This is a genomic window from Alcaligenes aquatilis, from assembly GCF_003076515.1.
Lineage (GTDB): Bacteria > Pseudomonadota > Gammaproteobacteria > Burkholderiales > Burkholderiaceae_B > Alcaligenes > Alcaligenes aquatilis.
Genome location: NZ_CP022390.1, coordinates 1,714,298 through 1,730,685, shown reverse-complemented (window position 1 = coordinate 1,730,685; position 16,388 = coordinate 1,714,298). Strand labels below are relative to the sequence as shown.

Below are 16,388 nucleotides of genomic sequence, written 5' to 3'. Positions count from 1 at the left end.
AGTGGGATAACAAATAAGGCTTAGCCGCCTGAGCAATTCATTGGAGACATGCTATGACGGAAGTGGTTCGTGTACCTTTGCTGATCGATGGACAACATGTTCAATCCAAGAGCACCCGTTGGGACGATGTGCTCAATCCAGCCACCCAGGAAGTGGTGGCCCAAGTGCCTTACGCCACAATGGAAGAGCTGGAGACCATTATTGCCAGCTCGGCCAAAGCCTATGAAAGCTGGCGCCATTCCAGCCAGGGCGCTCGCATGCGCGTCATGCTGAATCTGCAGCGTCTGGTGCGTGAAAACAGTACCAAGCTGGCTGAGGCCATCTCGCGTGAGCACGGCAAAACCATGCCCGATGCTGAAGGTGAAGTAGGCCGTGGCCTGGAGGTGATCGAATACGCGTGTTCCATTGCTTCGATGCAGTTGGGCGAATATGCCGAAAACGCCGCAGGTGGTATTGATGTCTACACCCTGATCCAACCCTTGGGCGTGTGTGCAGGCGTGACTGCATTCAACTTCCCGGTGATGCTGCCGTGCTTTATGTTCCCGCTGGCTGTGGCTTGCGGTAATACCTTCGTGCTCAAACCTTCCGAGCAGGACCCTAGCGCCAGTCTGATGCTGGCCGAGCTGGCTCTGGAAGCCGGTCTGCCGCCAGGCGTGCTGAACGTGGTTCACGGCGGTGCTGATATCGCCAATGCCTTGGTCACTCACCCCGAAGTCAAAGCCGTGTCCTTTATTGGTTCGACTGCTGTCGGCACCGAGATCCACCGTCGTGCGACGGAGGCAGGCAAGCGCTCGCAAGCCATGATGGGTGCTAAAAACCATTGCATCGTGATGCCAGATGCCGATCGTGATGTAGCGATCAACCAGTTGCTGGGTGCTGCTTTTGGTGCGGCAGGCCAGCGCTGCATGGCGATTTCGGTGGCCGTCATGGTTGGTGAAACCGGCGAGTGGATCGATGAGCTGGTCAAGCGTGCCGCAACCATGAAGGTCAATGTCGGTACTGATCGTCAGGCCGATCTGGGCCCACTGGTCTCGCCACGTGCTCGTCAGCGTGTGGAGTCCTTGATTGAAGCTGGGGTACAGGAAGGTGCCAGCCTCTTGCTCGATGGCCGTGGCGTGAAGGTGCCAGGTTATGAAAGCGGCAACTTTGTAGGCCCAACCATCTTCAATGATGTGAAAGCCGACATGCGCATTTACGAAGAAGAAATCTTCGGGCCTGTGCTGTGCATTGTGCGTGTCAACACCCTGGAAGAAGCGGTGCAGTTCATCAACCGCAACCCCAATGGTAATGGCGTGTCCATCTTCACCCAGGATGGCGGCCATGCGCGCTACTTCCAGAACCGTATCGACGTAGGCCAGATTGGTATCAATATCCCCATCCCTGTGCCGGTGGCCTGGTTCAGCTTCACGGGTTCGCGTGCGTCCAAGTTGGGTGACTTGGGCCCGAACGGCAAACAGGCTGTTCAGTTCTGGACACAGACCAAAACCGTCACAGCTCGTTGGCAGGCTCACGCCAATACGATGAATACAACCATCAGCATGACGTAATCGTTGCATCTATATATATAACTTAATGCAATAAGCGGGCTGCTTCTTATTACATATAATAGTCCTGTACCTGGGGCTATTAACATATGAATATTCAACAATTCCGCTTTGTCCGAGAGACCATCCGACGTAACTTCAATCTGACTGAAGCCGCTCGTTCGCTTTATACCTCCCAGCCGGGGGTGTCCAAGGCGATCATCGAGTTTGAAGATGAGCTGGGCATCAAGATTTTTGAACGTCATGGAAAACGCATTAAGGGCCTGACCCGACCGGGCGAAGCCGTCGCTGAGGTGATTGACCGCATCATGCGCGAGATCGACAACCTCAAGCGTGTCAGCGACGACTTCGCCCGCCGCGATGAGGGCACTTTGGTCATTGCTTGTACCCATGCCCAGGCACGATATTTGCTGCCCAAGGTGATCCCTGAATTCCGTCGTCGCTTTCCCAAGGTCCATATGTCCTTGGCGGAAGGTAGCCCACCCGTGCTGGCCCAGATGGTGCTACACGAGCAGGCCGACGTTGCGATTGCAACTGAAACCCTGGCCTTGACGCCGGGCCTGGTCGCGTTGCCGGTCTACACCTGGGAGCACACGGTGGTGGTGACGCCGGATCATCCGTTGGCTGATCTGCCTGCCAACAAGCAACTGTCCATCGAAACCCTGGCGCAATATCCCATCGTGACTTACGACCATGCCTTCTCGGGTCGGGGTTCGATTGATGAAGCCTTTGCCAAGCACGGCATCACTCCGGACATTGTGCTGGAGGCGATTGACGCTGACGTGATTAAGACCTACGTTGATGTCGGTCTGGGTATCGGTATCATCGCTGGCATCGCGTTCGATCCGCGTCGTGACAAGGGTTTGGTGGGCCTGCCAGCAGGGCATTTGTTCGGCGCGCACCATACCAAGGTAGCGGTGAAAGCCGGGGCCTTCTTACGTGACTACATTTTCGAGTTGTTGGAGATGTTGGCACCGGAATTGACCCGCGATGTGGTGCTTAGCGCTCTGGATGAAAAGCAGACTGGTAGCCCGTTGTAAAGCAGCGGCTGTTGGGCTGGTAACAGAGCCATCGTGATCACACGGTGGCTCTTCTTGTTTGTTGTGCTGCCAGTGGATGATTGCAAAGTTGGTAAGACTTATGGTCGAAGGTTATAAGTAAAAATTGAAACAAGCTATCGGCTCAATTGACTATGATAATAAGAATGATTATCATTATCCAACTTTCTTAGCCAATGGAGCTTTCTGTGTCTCAATACGTCAGTGCAGTCGTGGTTGGAGCAGACCGTCTGGGGAATATTCCCGACCTGCTCAAGATCCACAATATTTCGATCAAACACCATATTAGCGGTCGTGATCCCGCGCATCAGAAAAAAACCCTGCAGTTGCCTTCCGGCACCGATTTGTTGATTCTCCTGACCGATTTCCTGGGTCACAACGTCATGAAAACCTTCCGGGCCGCTGCCTTGAAGTCCGGTATTCGAGTGGTCGCCTGCCGACGCTCGGTTTGCAGTATGAAGCAAGCCTTAACCCAATGCGGCTATTGTGAGTCTTGTCCGCTCGGTAAGTCCAAGAGCCACTAGATTGGCGGCATGACTTACTGGGGCAAAGAAGGAGTCTGTAAGAAAAAAAGCCACTGTGATGAAACAGTGGCTTTTTTGTGTATTGCCTGAAATGGCAGCAGGGCGGTCTTTACTTGACGCTACGCAGACGGGCTTCGGATTGCTGGGTATCGGCAGCGGCCAAACGCCGTGCACCGTTATAGCGTTTTTTCCAGTAACCCACTTGCATGCTCTCAACGCGTACTACGGCGCCAGTGCGAGGCGCATGAACAAATTTGTCATCGCCCAAGTAAATGCCTACGTGAGAAAAACGAGCGCCACGGGTATTGAAGAAAACCAGGTCGCCTTTGCGCAGCTCGCTACGGTTAACTGAGATGCCTTCTTTAGCAATGTCTTTGGATTGGCGGGGCAGTTTCAGTCCCAGGGATTTTTCAGCGACATAAGACACTAGGCCACTGCAATCAAAGCCAGTGCTGGGAGCGTCGCCACCAAAGCTGTACTTCACGCCCAGAAAATTAAGGGCAGTGGTGGCCAAGCCATGGTTAGAGGAAGCGTTTCGGCTGCTGCGGCTTTCGGTACGCCCTTGGCGACGATCGCTGCTATACGCAATATTAATGTCGTTGCGAGCGCGATTGGCCAGATACGTACCTAACGGGTCGGACTCGGTCTGGAATTCGTAATCGGCGTAGTAAGCGTGATCCAGCTCTGCACGATCTTTGTTCTGGCTGGACTGTTGAGTTCCAGTGGTGGCGCACCCGGTTAAGGCTAGCGCACCGGCTAACAAAAGATACTTGGCGCTGCGATAAGTAATATGCAAAAGTGCGGGTGGATTCAGGTAATGTGGCGGCATGACCAGGGCTTTTTTAAGGACTTGGTGGGCAGCAGCACAACCTTGATGCCTATTTTTGCTGAAATTAGCAGCAATTGATGGGTATCAGGGCTGTAAGTATGGCTAAAAGCACCATACTTTGCCGAACGTTGCTGTGCGTTGAGTGCTAAGCAGTGTACCGGATGATAATTGCACCGTAAAGCATTGTAGGAGTGTATTTTGCGATTGAATCATACAGTTGCAAAGTGTGGCTGGCAGCGGTTTTCAGGCCCTGTTCATGGGTCCAGTGCTCTTTTGGGTGGCTTGCAGGAAATTAACCGAAATAGAGCGAAGTTTTACTGTTTATAGAGATTGAATGATGCGATTTATAGGACAAGCCCTAGGGAAAGCACTAAATGAAGGAGTACGGCTGCGTGAGTTGTGGGCTTGGGCCATGTACGATTTTGCAAACTCTGGCTACACCACCGTGATTTTGACCAGTGTTTACAGTGCCTATTTTGTAGGTGTGATCGCTGAAGGCCGCAGTTGGGCTACCTTGGCATGGACCTTGGCCTTGTCTGCTTCGTATTTAAGCATCATGTTGACCATGCCCGGACTCGGTGCAAAAGCCGATGCCCGTCAAGGCAAAAGACGGCTTTTGTTTAGCAGCACCATAGGTTGCGTGTTGGCAACCGTGATGTTGTATTGGGCCGGCCCCAATGACATTGTCTGGGCTCTGGTTTTCATTGCGTTATCCAATTATTGCTACTGCATAGGCGAGTCCGTTATCGGCGCTTTCTTACCGGAAATCGCTCGGCCTGACGCCTTGGGACGAGTCTCCGGTTGGGGCTGGGGTTTTGGCTATTTTGGGGGTATGTTGGCTTTGGGGCTGTCTCTCGGTTTCTTGACCTGGGCAACGTCGCAGGGCTGGACGGCTCAGGAGTATGTACCGGGCATTGCTTTGATTACGGCTACCTTGTTTGCTCTGTCGGCCTTGCCTTCTTTTTTGTTTCTGCGCGAACGCAGTGCACCTAGTGGCGCAGAGCAGCAAGGCATGCTGTCGCGTTTGATTGCATCGGCGCGCGATGTGCATCAGCATTTTCCCGATTTCCGCACCTTGTTGTTGTGTGGTGCTGCCTATCAGGCCGGGATTGCCGTCATTATTACCTTGTCAGCGGTGTACGCCACTGAGGCCATGGGCTTTACGATGGCGCAAACCATGGCCTTGATTTTTACCGTCAATATCGCGGCAGCGGTGGGGGCTTTGCTGTTTGGCCATGTACAAGATCGCATTGGCCATCGGCGTGCGTTGGCACTGACGCTGTGCGCTTGGCTAGTCATGGTGGGGATTGCGGTCAGTACGCGTTCTTTGGCCGGATTTTGGACCGCAGCAGCCGTTGCCGGGCTATGTATAGGAAGTAGTCAAAGTGCGGGTCGGGCCATGGTGGGCTTGTTGGCACCCAAGAGCCGTTTGGCCGAGTTTTTCGCCTTGTGGACTTTTGCCATTCAGTTGGCTGCCGTATGTGGTCCGCTGTCTTATGGCCTGGTGACTTGGCTAAGTGGTGGAAACCACCGTTTGGCTCTGACCTGCACGGGATTGTTTTTTCTGGCGGGCCTGCTGATCCTGTCGCGTTTGAATTTTCCGCGTGGCATTTTGGCCAAGAATCAAGCCGATCTCAGTTGTCAGGATTGAGTAAGTAAGGCACGTTACGTTTATATAAAATTAAGCTGGGCTGCCCTTGCGCATCCCAAAAAAAACACCAAATCTGGAAAATAAAGGAGCCAAACTATGAGCGGTCCAACGTCTATTGAATCCGTCCTGTCGGAAAGTCGGGTATTTCCCGTGTTCCCGGATCTGGAACGCGATGCTCGCATCGCTGGCATGGCAGCCTACCAGGAGCTTTGTCAGAAGGCCGAGCAGGATTATCCCGGCTACTGGGCGGAGTTGGCCCGTGATCGTCTGGTCTGGACCAAGCCTTTCACCCAGGTTCTGGACGATAGCAAGCCCCCGTTTTACAAGTGGTTCTATGATGGTGAGCTGAACGTCTCGGCTAACTGTCTGGACAAGCACCTGGGCACACCCACCGAAAACAAAACCGCGCTGATCTTTGAAGCTGACGGTGGCGAAGTCACTAAAGTGACCTTCCGCGAGCTGTACGAACAAGTTTGCCAGTTTGCCAATGGTTTGAAAGCCCTGGGCTACAAAACCGGCGAACGCGCCCTGATCTATATGCCCATGTCGGTGCAAGCCATTGTGGCCATGCAGGCATGTGCCCGTTTGGGTATTACCCACTCTGTGGTGTTTGGTGGTTTCTCGGCCAAGAGTCTGCACGAACGTGCGGTGGACGTGGGCGCTACCTTGGTCATTACCGCTGACGAGCAACGTCGCGGTGGCCGTGCCATCCCTTTGAAAAATGCAGTTGACGAAGCCCTGAGCGGAGGCGACTGCGAAGCCGTGCGTCACGTTATCGTGTACAAGCGTACAGGCGGGCCTGTTGCCTGGCACGAAGGCCGTGACCTGTGGTGGGAAGATGCCGTCAAGGGCCAAAGCAGCGATTGCCCAGCCGTGTCCGTGAATGCAGAACACCCTCTGTTTGTTCTGTACACCTCTGGCTCCACTGGCAAGCCTAAAGGCGTGCAGCACTCTTCGGCTGGCTACCTGCTAGGTGCCATGCTGAGCGTACAGTGGACCTTCGATGCCAAAGACAGCGATGTGTTCTGGTGTACAGCCGACATCGGTTGGGTAACAGGCCACACCTTCATCACCTACGGCCCTCTGGCCGCTGGCGTGACACAAGTCGTGTTTGAAGGCGTGCCTACCTATCCGGATGCTGGCCGTTTCTGGAACATGATTGAGCGCCACGGCGTGACGGTGTTCTACACGGCACCTACCGCTATTCGCTCCTTGACCAAGGCAGCCGAAGCGGACGAGGCCATTCACCCCAAACAATACAATCTGGATAGCCTGCGTATTATTGGTTCGGTGGGCGAGCCCATCAACCCTGAAGCTTGGATGTGGTATTTCAAGAATGTGGGCCGCGAGCGTTGCCCCATTGTGGATACCTGGTGGCAAACTGAAACGGGCGGTCACGTCATTACTCCCTTGCCAGGCGCCACTCCATTGAAACCCGGCTCCTGCGGTTTGCCATTTCCCGGCATGGACGTGGCGATTGTGGATGAGGTAGGTGAGGAGGTCGAGCGCGGCAACGGCGGTTTCCTGGTCATTCGCAAGCCTTGGCCCAATATGATACGCACCATCTGGGGTGACCCGGATCGCTTCGTGAAAAGCTACTTTCCGCCTGAGCTCAAAGGCTATTACCTGGCCGGTGATGGTGCGCAGCGTGATACCGACGGCTATTTCTGGGTCATGGGCCGTATTGACGATGTGTTGAACGTCTCGGGCCACCGTTTGGGCACGATGGAAGTGGAGTCGGCTTTGGTTGCCCACCCACTGGTGGCTGAAGCGGCTGTTGTGGGCAAGCCTGACCCAACGACGGGTGAAGCCATTGTGGCGTTTGTGGTGCTCAATGGCGATCTGCCATCGGGCGAAGAGGCCGACAAGGTTGCCGCCGATCTGCGCAATTGGGTAGGCAAGGAAATTGGTCCTATCGCCAAGCCTCGTGAGATCCGCTTCGGCGAGAACCTGCCCAAGACACGTTCGGGCAAGATCATGCGTCGTCTGCTGCGTTTTGTTGCCAATAACGAGCCGATTACGCAAGACGTATCCACGCTGGAAAACCCAGCAATTTTGGATCAGTTGTCCGAAGCACACTAAGTTTTTTGGTAGTTCCTGTTTGACCCTGGTTTCTTTCCGGAGCCAGGGTTTTTTTATTGCTTCTGATTATTGTGTCTTTGAGACCTGCTCAATACGGAATTAGCCTAGCATTGAGTCCGTGGTCAAAACATCGGTCCATGAATTCAAAGAAAAGGGGAAAGGTTTGAGTGGGGAACAGCAGGCAGACAGGGGTGCTTTGGCGCTGATGGGTTTGGTGGTGCTGACCTGGGGCATGAGCTGGGTCGTGATGAAGGCGATGACCCTCTACATCGGGCCAGTTGATCTGATTGCAGCACGCTATGCAGTGGCATTCGTTTTCTTATGGTTGGTGCTGCGTCTTAAAGGCGGACATTTGCGGCCCACACCCTGGAAGCTGAGTCTGGGTGTGGCCATTTTCCAGACCACTGGATTTCAGCTGCTTAGCCAGTTTTCCTTGCAGGTGGGTGGGGCGGGCAAGATGGTTGCCCTGGCTTACACCATGCCCATCTGGATCTTGTTGCTGTCCTGGCCCATGTTGGGACAGCGTCCCCAAAAGCGCCACGTAATGGGTATGGTGCCTGCGATTTTGGGTTTGATGCTCCTGATCGCGCCTTGGAAGGGAATGGGCGGCATACTGGGTTCTGTTTTGGCAACGCTCAGCGGTGTGAGTTGGGCCTTGGGGGCAATTTACTCCAAGCAGCTATTTGAACGTCATCGTGTTGAGCTGCTTAACGCCACAGTCTGGCAATGCCTTTTGGGAGTGGTCATTGTCCTGCCCTTGAGTTTCTTGATCCCCCAGCGCTCTTTGGTGATGGAGTGGCAAATGTTTAGCGGTGTGTTGTATCTGGGTGTGATCGCCACTGGCGTGGGTTGGTTGCTTTGGATGGCGGTGGTCAGCCGCGTCAGCGCGACCTTGGCTGGTATGTCCAGCTTGGGTGTGCCTGCACTGACCGTTCTGCTGGCCTGGTTGCTGTTGGACGAATGGCCCACTCAATTGGAGTTGATGGGAACTGGCCTGATTCTACTGGGGCTATTTGTCGTTAACTGGCCCAGCCGATCGCGCAAATCAAAAAGAACTTAAAAAAACCACCCGCGTGTGAACTGACTATTGTATTTCGCCATGAAAAACACCCCAAAGGTTGGATCAATGTCCAACTTTTGGGGTGCAGTTCAGTGGGTGGTTTTTTTCAGCATCAAACTGTCTGGCCTTGGTGTTATCGCCAAGGCCAGAGTTATTTTTACATGCCGTTGTACACCGGACCTTCACCACCTTGTGGAGGCACCCAGACGATATTTTGGGTAGGGTCTTTAATATCACAGGTTTTGCAGTGCACACAGTTCTGTGCATTGATCTGCAGCTTGTCGTCGCCGGTTTCGGTCTTGATGAACTCGTACACGCCGGCCGGACAGAAGCGGGCTTCAGGGCCACCGTAACGAGCCAGGTTTACGGCTACAGGCACGGATGGATCCTTCAGCGTCAGGTGAACAGGTTCATCTTCTTCGTGGTTGGTGTTTGAAATAAACACGGAACTGAGACGATCGAAGGTGATCTTGCCATCAGGCTTGGGGTAGTCGATGCGGGCGCATTCGGCTGCCGGCTGCAAACAGGCGTGGTCAGGCTTGTTGTTACGTAGCGTCCAGGGCATTTTGCCTTTGAGCAGACCTTGCTCCACAAAGGTCATGACGGACGCAATCGAGCGACCTTTCTTGAACCATTGCTTGAAGTTACGGGCCTTGTTCAGTTCCTCATGCAGCCAGGACTGTTTGAAATTCTCGGCATATTGCGACAGTTCGTCCTGCTTGCGACCCGCTTGCAAGGCTTCGAAAGCGGCTTCAGCGGCCAGGGAACCGGATTTGATGGCAGCGTGGCTACCCTTGATGCGTGAGGCATTCAGGAAGCCCGCATCACAACCGACCAGTGCGCCACCGGGGAAGCTGAGTTTGGGTAGTGCCAGCAAACCACCGGCCGTCAGGGAACGAGCCCCGTAAGCAATGCGCTTGCCGCCTTCAAATGTGGCGCGCAGGGCAGGGTGAGTTTTGTAACGCTGGAACTCTTCAAAGGGAGACAGCCAGGGATTGGCATAATCCAGACCCACCACCATCCCGACCATGACCAGATTGTTATCCAGGTGGTACAGGAAGGAGCCACCGTAGGTGTCTGAATCCAGAGGCCAGCCAGCGGTGTGAATCACCAGACCGGGCTGGGACTGGGATGGATCGACTTCCCACAGCTCTTTAATGCCAATGCCGTAGCTTTGTGCATTGCGGGATTCGTCCAGCTTGAAGCGTTCGGTCAGCTCACGGCCCAGGTGGCCACGCGAGCCTTCGGCAAAAATCGTGTAGGACGCCAGCAATTCCATGCCAGGCTGGTAGTGGGAGGTGTGGGTGCCGTCACGGGCCACGCCCATGTCACCGGTCAAAACACCACGTACCGCGCCTTGCTCGTCGTACAGAATGTGGGCAGCGGCAAAGCCGGGGAATATATCCACGCCCAGGGCCTCGGCCTGTTCACCCATCCATTGCACGACATTGCCCAGGCGGACGATGTAATTGCCATGGTTCTTGAAGCAGTCGGGCAGCAACCACATGGGAGTGCTGCGTGCGCCTTTTTCGGTCAGGAACAGGAATTTGTCTTCGGTCACTTCTACCGAAATGGGGGCGCCTTGCGCTTTCCAGTCCGGCAACAGTTCGTCCAGCGCGCGCGTATCCATGACGGCGCCGGACAGGATATGGGCCCCCACTTCAGCGCCTTTTTCCAGGATACAGACGCTGATTTCTTGTTCTTTTTCTTGGGCGAGCTGTTTAAGACGTATCGCGGTGGCCAGACCAGCAGGGCCAGCGCCGACGATAATAACGTCATATTCCATCGATTCACGTTCAGACATTGCTGCTGATCTCCTATTACGGCTTAGCGCTTTGTTCTTGATTGTTGGCGGGTGAAATTCGTGTACTGTGCGTACGGTCGATTGTATTGTAGTCTGAGCAATCCCGTTTTGAGTTCAGAGGCTAGGGGGGGTGTCCGTCCGCTTCCGGGTTCATCAGTAAATATCAGTAAGGAGAGCATGTAATGACACAAGTAGTAGATTCTGGTGCAGGAGCCACTTTTGATATTGCCGTACGCTGGGGCGATCTGGATGCCATGAATCATGTTAACAATACGGTTTACTTTCGCTACATCGAGGAAGCGCGTGTCCAGTTAATGATGAAGCTGGGCATGGTGCCACCTTCTCCACGTACCGGGGTGCTGGCTCATGCCAGCCTGGATTTCCTGCGTTCGATCCTGTATCCGGCGACTGTTCGGATTGTGCATAAATTATTGAAAGTCGGCGGCAGCAGCATTGAGCTGGAAGTCTTTGTAGGTGACGCAAATCAAGCTGATGTCATTTATGCACGTGGTCGCTGTGTGCTAGTGTCCATTAACCCCCAAGGTGGCTCTCAACCTTGGACCGAAGATGAGCGTAAACAGATACACTCGGTTTTTCAGGGTTAAGCTTTACGTATACGGAAAGCGTAGTCAAGTCGTAGAATGCCTGATAGCACCTTATGGTGCATAGCGGCATTATTGGACAAAGTTTGCTGTTTAGGCCAATTAAAGAGTTATTGGAGAGTCAATTGAATAAAGTCTATCCAAGCGCCAAGGAGGCGTTGCAGGGAGTCGTTGCCGACGGACAGACAGTCGCGGTAGGTGGATTCGGCTTGTGCGGAATTCCCGAAGCGCTGATTGCTGCGCTGCGCGATAGCGGAGTCAAAAACCTGACCTGCATTAGCAATAATGCCGGGGTGGATGGCTTTGGTCTGGGTCAGTTGTTGGAAACTCGTCAGATCCGCAAGATGATTTCCTCCTACGTGGGCGAGAACAAAGAGTTTGAACGTCAGTATCTGGCCGGCGAGCTGGAGCTGGACTTCACCCCTCAGGGCACACTGGCTGAAAAGTTGCGTGCCGGTGGTGCAGGCATTCCTGCTTTCTTTACCGCAACAGGCGTGGGCACCATCGTGGCTGAGGGTAAGGAAATTCGCGAGTTCAACGGTCAGCAATACGTGATGGAAGAGGCCCTGGTGCCCGATGTGTCACTGGTCAAAGCTTACAAGGCCGACCGCAGCGGCAACCTGGTGTTTCGCAAGACCGCGCGCAACTTCAACCCGAACGTGGCCATGGCTGGCAAGATCACCATTGTCGAGGTCGAGGAAATTGTCGAGACCGGCAGCCTGGACCCGGATGATGTGCATTTGCCCGGTATTTATGTGCACCGTATCGTGCTCAATGCACAGCCTGAAAAGCGCATTGAACAGCGTACCGTTCGTTCTTCCTGATTAGCGAGGCAAGATAATAATGGCTTGGAATAGAGATCAAATGGCGGCACGCGCCGCCCTGGAGCTTCAGGACGGCTTTTACGTCAACCTGGGTATTGGTTTGCCTACGCTGGTTGCCAACCACGTGCCCGAGGGCATTGAAGTCTGGCTGCAATCGGAAAACGGTTTGCTGGGCATTGGCCCCTTTCCGACCGAAGACAAGATTGATGCGGACCTTATCAACGCTGGCAAGCAAACCATCACCACCTTGCCCGGTTCGTCCATTTTTTCCTCGGCAGACTCGTTTGCCATGATTCGTGGCGGCAAGATCAATATCGCGATTCTGGGCGCCATGCAGGTGTCGGAAAAGGGTGATCTGGCCAACTGGATGATCCCTGGCAAGATGATCAAGGGCATGGGCGGTGCCATGGATCTGGTCGCTGGCGTTGGCCGTGTCGTGGTCCTGATGGAGCACGTGGCCACCAAGAAAGATGGCACGGAAGACCTGAAAATTCTGCCTGCTTGCACCTTGCCCCTGACAGGCGTGGGGGTGGTTGACCTCATCATTACCGATCTGGGAGTGATGGAAGTGACGGAAAATGGTTTAAAGTTGCTTGAGTTGGCACCAGAAGTCAGCCTTGAGTACATTCAGTCCAAGACAGGCGTCCCGCTGGACGTCAGTGCGGTGGCCTGATCGGTCTCTCTGGCTTAAAAAGCTTCGGCGCGAGTCGGAGCTTTTTTTATGTTTGATCGGTGCGTGAACGCTGTTTATGTAAAGGAAGTTGGCATGGCCCATCCCCCCGTTGCCGCACGCTTGCAGGCGCTGCGCGAACAAATGCAATTTCAGTCCGTGCAGGCAAGCATCTGGCCTACATCCGACCCTCATCTGTCTGAATACCTGCCTGATCGCTGGAAAAGCCGTCAGTGGCTCAGCGGATTTGTCGGATCGGCCGGGCTCCTGGTGGTGACGGCCGATTGGGCCGGCTTGTGGACCGATAGCCGTTATTGGGAGCAGGCAGCCAAGGAGCTGGACGGTAGCGGCATTCAATTGCAACGTGCCGGCGAGGCCGGCGTGCCGGAGCCAGCCAATTGGCTGGCGGAGCATTTGCCTGCCCAGTCGCGAGTCGCGCTCGATAGCCAGTCGGTGTCGGCACAAAGTCTGCTGGCCTGGCAAAAGGCCACGCCGGAGCTGGAGTGGGTGCTGGAAGCCGATTTGCTCAGCCCGATCTGGACGGACCGGCCTGCTGCGCCTGTTGGCCAGGTGGTGGAGCATCTGCCCCCTTTTGCCTGCCGTACTCGTCAGGAAAACTTGAGCAGCACCCGGGCCGCCATGCAGGAGCAGGGCGCCCATTGGCATTTGCTGAGCGCACTGGATGATATTGCCTGGACCCTGAATCTGCGCGGCAGTGATGTGTCCTATAACCCGGTGTTCCTGTCGTACTTGTTGATTGGCCCGGATCAGGCATTTCTGTTTGTGGATAGCAACAAGCTGTCGGCAGGCATACAGGAGGCGCTGGCTTTGGACGGCGTGCAAGTTCAAGGCTATACCGAGTTGTCGTCCTTCATGCGTGCTTTACCCGCGTCCATGCCTATCCTGCTGGATATGGCGCGGACCACGGCTTGGGCGGCGCAACTGGCGGCACATTTGAATGTAGTGGAGTACATCAATCCCGCTCAATTGCTCAAGTCCTGCAAGACCGATGCCGAGCTGGATCATGTGCGTGAAACCATGGAAAAAGACGGCGCTGCCTTATGCGAGTTCTTTGCCTGGTTTGAGCAGCAAAGCGACGTGAACGAGCTGGATGTGGATGAACATATCTGCGCTGCCCGTGCTCGTCAGGAAGGCTTTGTCAGCCCTAGTTTTGGCACGATTGCTGCTTATAACGCCAATGGCGCCATGCCGCACTATCAGGCTACCCAGCAGTCCCATGCCCGTATTGATGGCAATGGCCTGTTGCTGATCGATTCGGGCGGGCAGTATCAGGGGGGGACGACGGACATCACCCGAGTGGTGCCGGTGGGGCAGGTATCTGCCGAGCAGATTCGTGACTTCACGCTGGTGCTCAAAGGCATGGTGTCCTTGTCCATGCTGGTGTTCCCGGAAGGCATTGCCGGTCAGCAAATTGATGTGCTGGCGCGTCAGCCTTTGTGGGAACAGGGGCTGGACTTCGGTCATGGCACCGGACATGGCGTGGGGTACTTCATGAATGTGCATGAAGGTCCGCAGTCTATCTCCTGGCGAGGCCGTATCGGACCTCATTCGGCCATGCGTGCCGGTATGATTACGTCCAACGAGCCTGGCTTGTATCGTCCCGGCCAGTGGGGCATTCGTATCGAGAATCTGGTGGCGGCGGTACCAGCCATGCGCAGCGAGTACGGGCAATTTCTGCGTTTTGAAACCCTGACCTTGTGCCCCATTGATACGCGTTGTATAGATGCCGCACTACTGACCGCTGCCGAGCGTCAGTGGCTCAATGAATATCATCAGCAAGTGCGCGAACGTCTCTTGCCCCGTGTTCAGGGTGAGGCACGTACATGGCTTGAGCAAAGGACGCAGGCGATCTGATCGCACCGTCTGCTGTTGTCAATAGTTGCAAGGACAAGTGGTATTTCCGCTGTGAAATGCCACTTGTCGGGTCGCCAAGCATGGGCGCTTGCCGTTATAATCCAAATTTCCCGCTATCGCCTGATTTGACCTCAGGCGCCTTTTATAATGACCACCAAATATGTATTCGTAACGGGAGGCGTTGTGTCCTCCCTGGGCAAAGGTATTGCGGCTGCATCCCTGGCTGCCATCCTGGAGTCCCGCGGTTTGCGCGTGACTATGCTCAAGCTGGATCCCTACATCAACGTAGACCCGGGCACCATGAGCCCCTTCCAGCACGGTGAAGTGTTTGTTACTGAGGATGGTGCGGAAACTGACCTGGACCTGGGCCACTACGAGCGCTTTATTTCCGCTCGCATGCGCAAGGTCAACAACTTCACCACGGGCCAGATTTACGAATCCGTGCTGCGCAAAGAGCGTCGCGGGGATTATCTGGGCAAGACCGTGCAGGTTATCCCGCACATCACCAACGAAATCCAGGACTTCATCATTCGTGGCGCCAAGGCTGCCTACAATGGCGAGGCTGATGTTGCCATCGTCGAGATTGGCGGCACAGTGGGTGACATCGAATCCCAGCCTTTCCTGGAAGCTGCCCGCCAGATGAACCTACGCCTGGGCCGTAACAACACCGCTTTTGTTCACCTGACACTGGTGCCTTTCATTGCATCGGCTGGCGAACTCAAGACCAAACCTACCCAGCACTCGGTGCAAAAGCTGCGTGAAATCGGTATTCACCCCCATGCTTTGCTGTGCCGAGCCGATCGTGTCATTCCTGATGACGAGCTAGCCAAGATTTCGCTGTTCTCCAACGTGCCCATGGACGCCGTGATTTCGGTTTGGGATGCGGATTCCATTTACAAGATTCCAGCCATGCTGCACAAGCAAGGTCTGGACAGCTTGGTGTGCGATGCCTTGGCCTTGTCGCCTCCACCGGCAGATCTTTCCATGTGGGATCGTTTGGTCCAGGCACAGGAGAATCCAGAGCACGAAGTACGCATTGGTATGGTTGGCAAGTACGTAGACCTGACCGAATCCTACAAGTCGCTAAGCGAAGCGCTGGTTCATGCCGGTATCCATACTCGCACCCGTATCAATATCGAGTACCTGGATTCCGAAGTGATCGAGAATGAAGGTACGGATTGCTTGAAAGGTCTGGATGCCATTCTGGTCCCAGGTGGCTTTGGCAAACGTGGTACTGAAGGCAAGATTCGCGCCATTCAATACGCTCGTGAAAACGGCGTGCCATTCCTGGGCATTTGCCTGGGCATGCAATTGGCCGTGGTCGAGTTTGCTCGCAATGTGGGCAATCTGGTGGGCGCGAACTCTACCGAGTTCGATCCATCCGCCGTGCACCCGGTAGTGGCCCTGATTACCGAATGGGCTGATCGTGAAGGTAAGATTGAACACCGTGATGGCACCTCCGATCTGGGCGGCACCATGCGCAAGGGCGCACAGCGTTGCCCCGTGAAACCTGGTTCGCGCGCTGAAGCCATTTATGGCCCAGAAGTCAACGAGCGCCACCGTCACCGCTTCGAGGTCAACACCTTGTACGTGCCGCGCCTGGAAGAAGTGGGTATGGTAATCTCGGCTCGTACTCCTACCGAGAACCTGCCAGAAATCATGGAACTGCCTGATCATCCTTGGTTCATGGGCGTGCAATTCCATCCGGAATTCACCTCGACCCCGCGTGATGGCCACCCGCTGTTTACCAGCTATATCAAAGCTGCTCTGGAGCGCCAGAAAAAAACGGCTTGATAACTTGGTATGACTGAAAAGGCCCGCGCTATGCGGGCTTTTTCATTTAGGCAGACAAGTATGCTGCACGG

At 54.8% G+C, this 16,388-nt stretch carries 13 protein-coding genes; 11 read left to right on the top strand and 2 right to left on the bottom strand.

Features of this window, described 5'->3' with window-relative positions; all coding sequences use genetic code 11:
* Positions 1-53 precede the first annotated feature (53 nt).
* The 3 genes from CA948_RS07980 (at position 54) to CA948_RS07970 (ending at position 3,126) form a co-directional block, all read left to right on the top strand.
* Positions 54-1,547: a CoA-acylating methylmalonate-semialdehyde dehydrogenase gene (locus tag CA948_RS07980; protein WP_108727744.1), complete on the top strand. Its 1,494-nt coding sequence runs from the start codon at positions 54-56 to the stop codon at positions 1,545-1,547.
* A gap of 86 nt (positions 1,548-1,633) precedes the next feature.
* Positions 1,634-2,584 (top strand): CysB family HTH-type transcriptional regulator, encoded by a 951-nt coding sequence (locus CA948_RS07975; protein WP_094197285.1) that lies wholly within the window; start codon positions 1,634-1,636, stop codon positions 2,582-2,584.
* 206 nt (positions 2,585-2,790) lie between these two features.
* Positions 2,791-3,126 (top strand): DUF2325 domain-containing protein, encoded by a 336-nt coding sequence (locus tag CA948_RS07970; protein ID WP_009456553.1) that lies wholly within the window; start codon positions 2,791-2,793, stop codon positions 3,124-3,126.
* Between the two features lie 109 nt (positions 3,127-3,235).
* Here the strand turns inward: CA948_RS07970 and CA948_RS07965 are convergent, their stop codons facing one another.
* The gene (locus CA948_RS07965; protein ID WP_395013561.1) at positions 3,236-3,955 is read right to left on the bottom strand and encodes a C40 family peptidase; all 720 of its coding nucleotides are present in this window, start codon (positions 3,953-3,955) and stop codon (positions 3,236-3,238) included.
* Between the two features lie 334 nt (positions 3,956-4,289).
* On the opposite strand from CA948_RS07965, the gene CA948_RS07960 reads away from it, so the two are divergent.
* The 3 genes from CA948_RS07960 to CA948_RS07950 all read left to right on the top strand — a co-directional run bounded on the left by CA948_RS07960 (position 4,290) and on the right by CA948_RS07950 (position 8,748).
* Entirely contained in the window at positions 4,290-5,606 is a 1,317-nt protein-coding gene (locus CA948_RS07960) for an MFS transporter (RefSeq protein ID WP_162496902.1), read from the top strand.
* Between the two features lie 96 nt (positions 5,607-5,702).
* Entirely contained in the window at positions 5,703-7,688 is a 1,986-nt protein-coding gene (gene acs / locus CA948_RS07955; protein WP_108727743.1) for an acetate--CoA ligase, read from the top strand.
* A 163-nt stretch (positions 7,689-7,851) separates the two neighbouring features.
* A complete protein-coding gene (locus CA948_RS07950) occupies positions 7,852-8,748 on the top strand; it encodes a DMT family transporter (protein WP_230017715.1) in 897 nt (298 codons plus the stop codon).
* Between the two features lie 157 nt (positions 8,749-8,905).
* Here CA948_RS07950 and CA948_RS07945 read toward each other — a convergent pair whose 3' ends face one another.
* Positions 8,906-10,552 (bottom strand): electron transfer flavoprotein-ubiquinone oxidoreductase, encoded by a 1,647-nt coding sequence (locus CA948_RS07945; protein ID WP_162496901.1) that lies wholly within the window; start codon positions 10,550-10,552, stop codon positions 8,906-8,908.
* A 182-nt stretch (positions 10,553-10,734) separates the two neighbouring features.
* Between CA948_RS07945 and CA948_RS07940 the strand changes: the two genes are divergently transcribed.
* The 5 genes from CA948_RS07940 (at position 10,735) to CA948_RS07920 (ending at position 16,317) form a co-directional block, all read left to right on the top strand.
* A complete protein-coding gene (locus CA948_RS07940; RefSeq protein WP_108727741.1) occupies positions 10,735-11,157 on the top strand; it encodes an acyl-CoA thioesterase in 423 nt (140 codons plus the stop codon).
* Positions 11,158-11,279: 122 nt separating this feature from the next.
* Positions 11,280-11,978: a CoA transferase subunit A gene (locus tag CA948_RS07935; RefSeq protein WP_094197279.1), complete on the top strand. Its 699-nt coding sequence runs from the start codon at positions 11,280-11,282 to the stop codon at positions 11,976-11,978.
* Positions 11,979-11,997: 19 nt separating this feature from the next.
* Positions 11,998-12,651 carry a CoA transferase subunit B gene (locus tag CA948_RS07930; protein WP_042482349.1) on the top strand — a complete coding sequence of 218 codons (654 nt, stop codon included), beginning with the start codon at positions 11,998-12,000 and terminating at the stop codon, positions 12,649-12,651.
* Between the two features lie 93 nt (positions 12,652-12,744).
* Positions 12,745-14,523: an aminopeptidase P family protein gene (locus CA948_RS07925; protein WP_108727740.1), complete on the top strand. Its 1,779-nt coding sequence runs from the start codon at positions 12,745-12,747 to the stop codon at positions 14,521-14,523.
* Between the two features lie 147 nt (positions 14,524-14,670).
* The gene (locus CA948_RS07920; RefSeq protein ID WP_094197277.1) at positions 14,671-16,317 is read left to right on the top strand and encodes a CTP synthase; all 1,647 of its coding nucleotides are present in this window, start codon (positions 14,671-14,673) and stop codon (positions 16,315-16,317) included.
* The last annotated feature ends 71 nt before the right edge of the window (positions 16,318-16,388 follow it).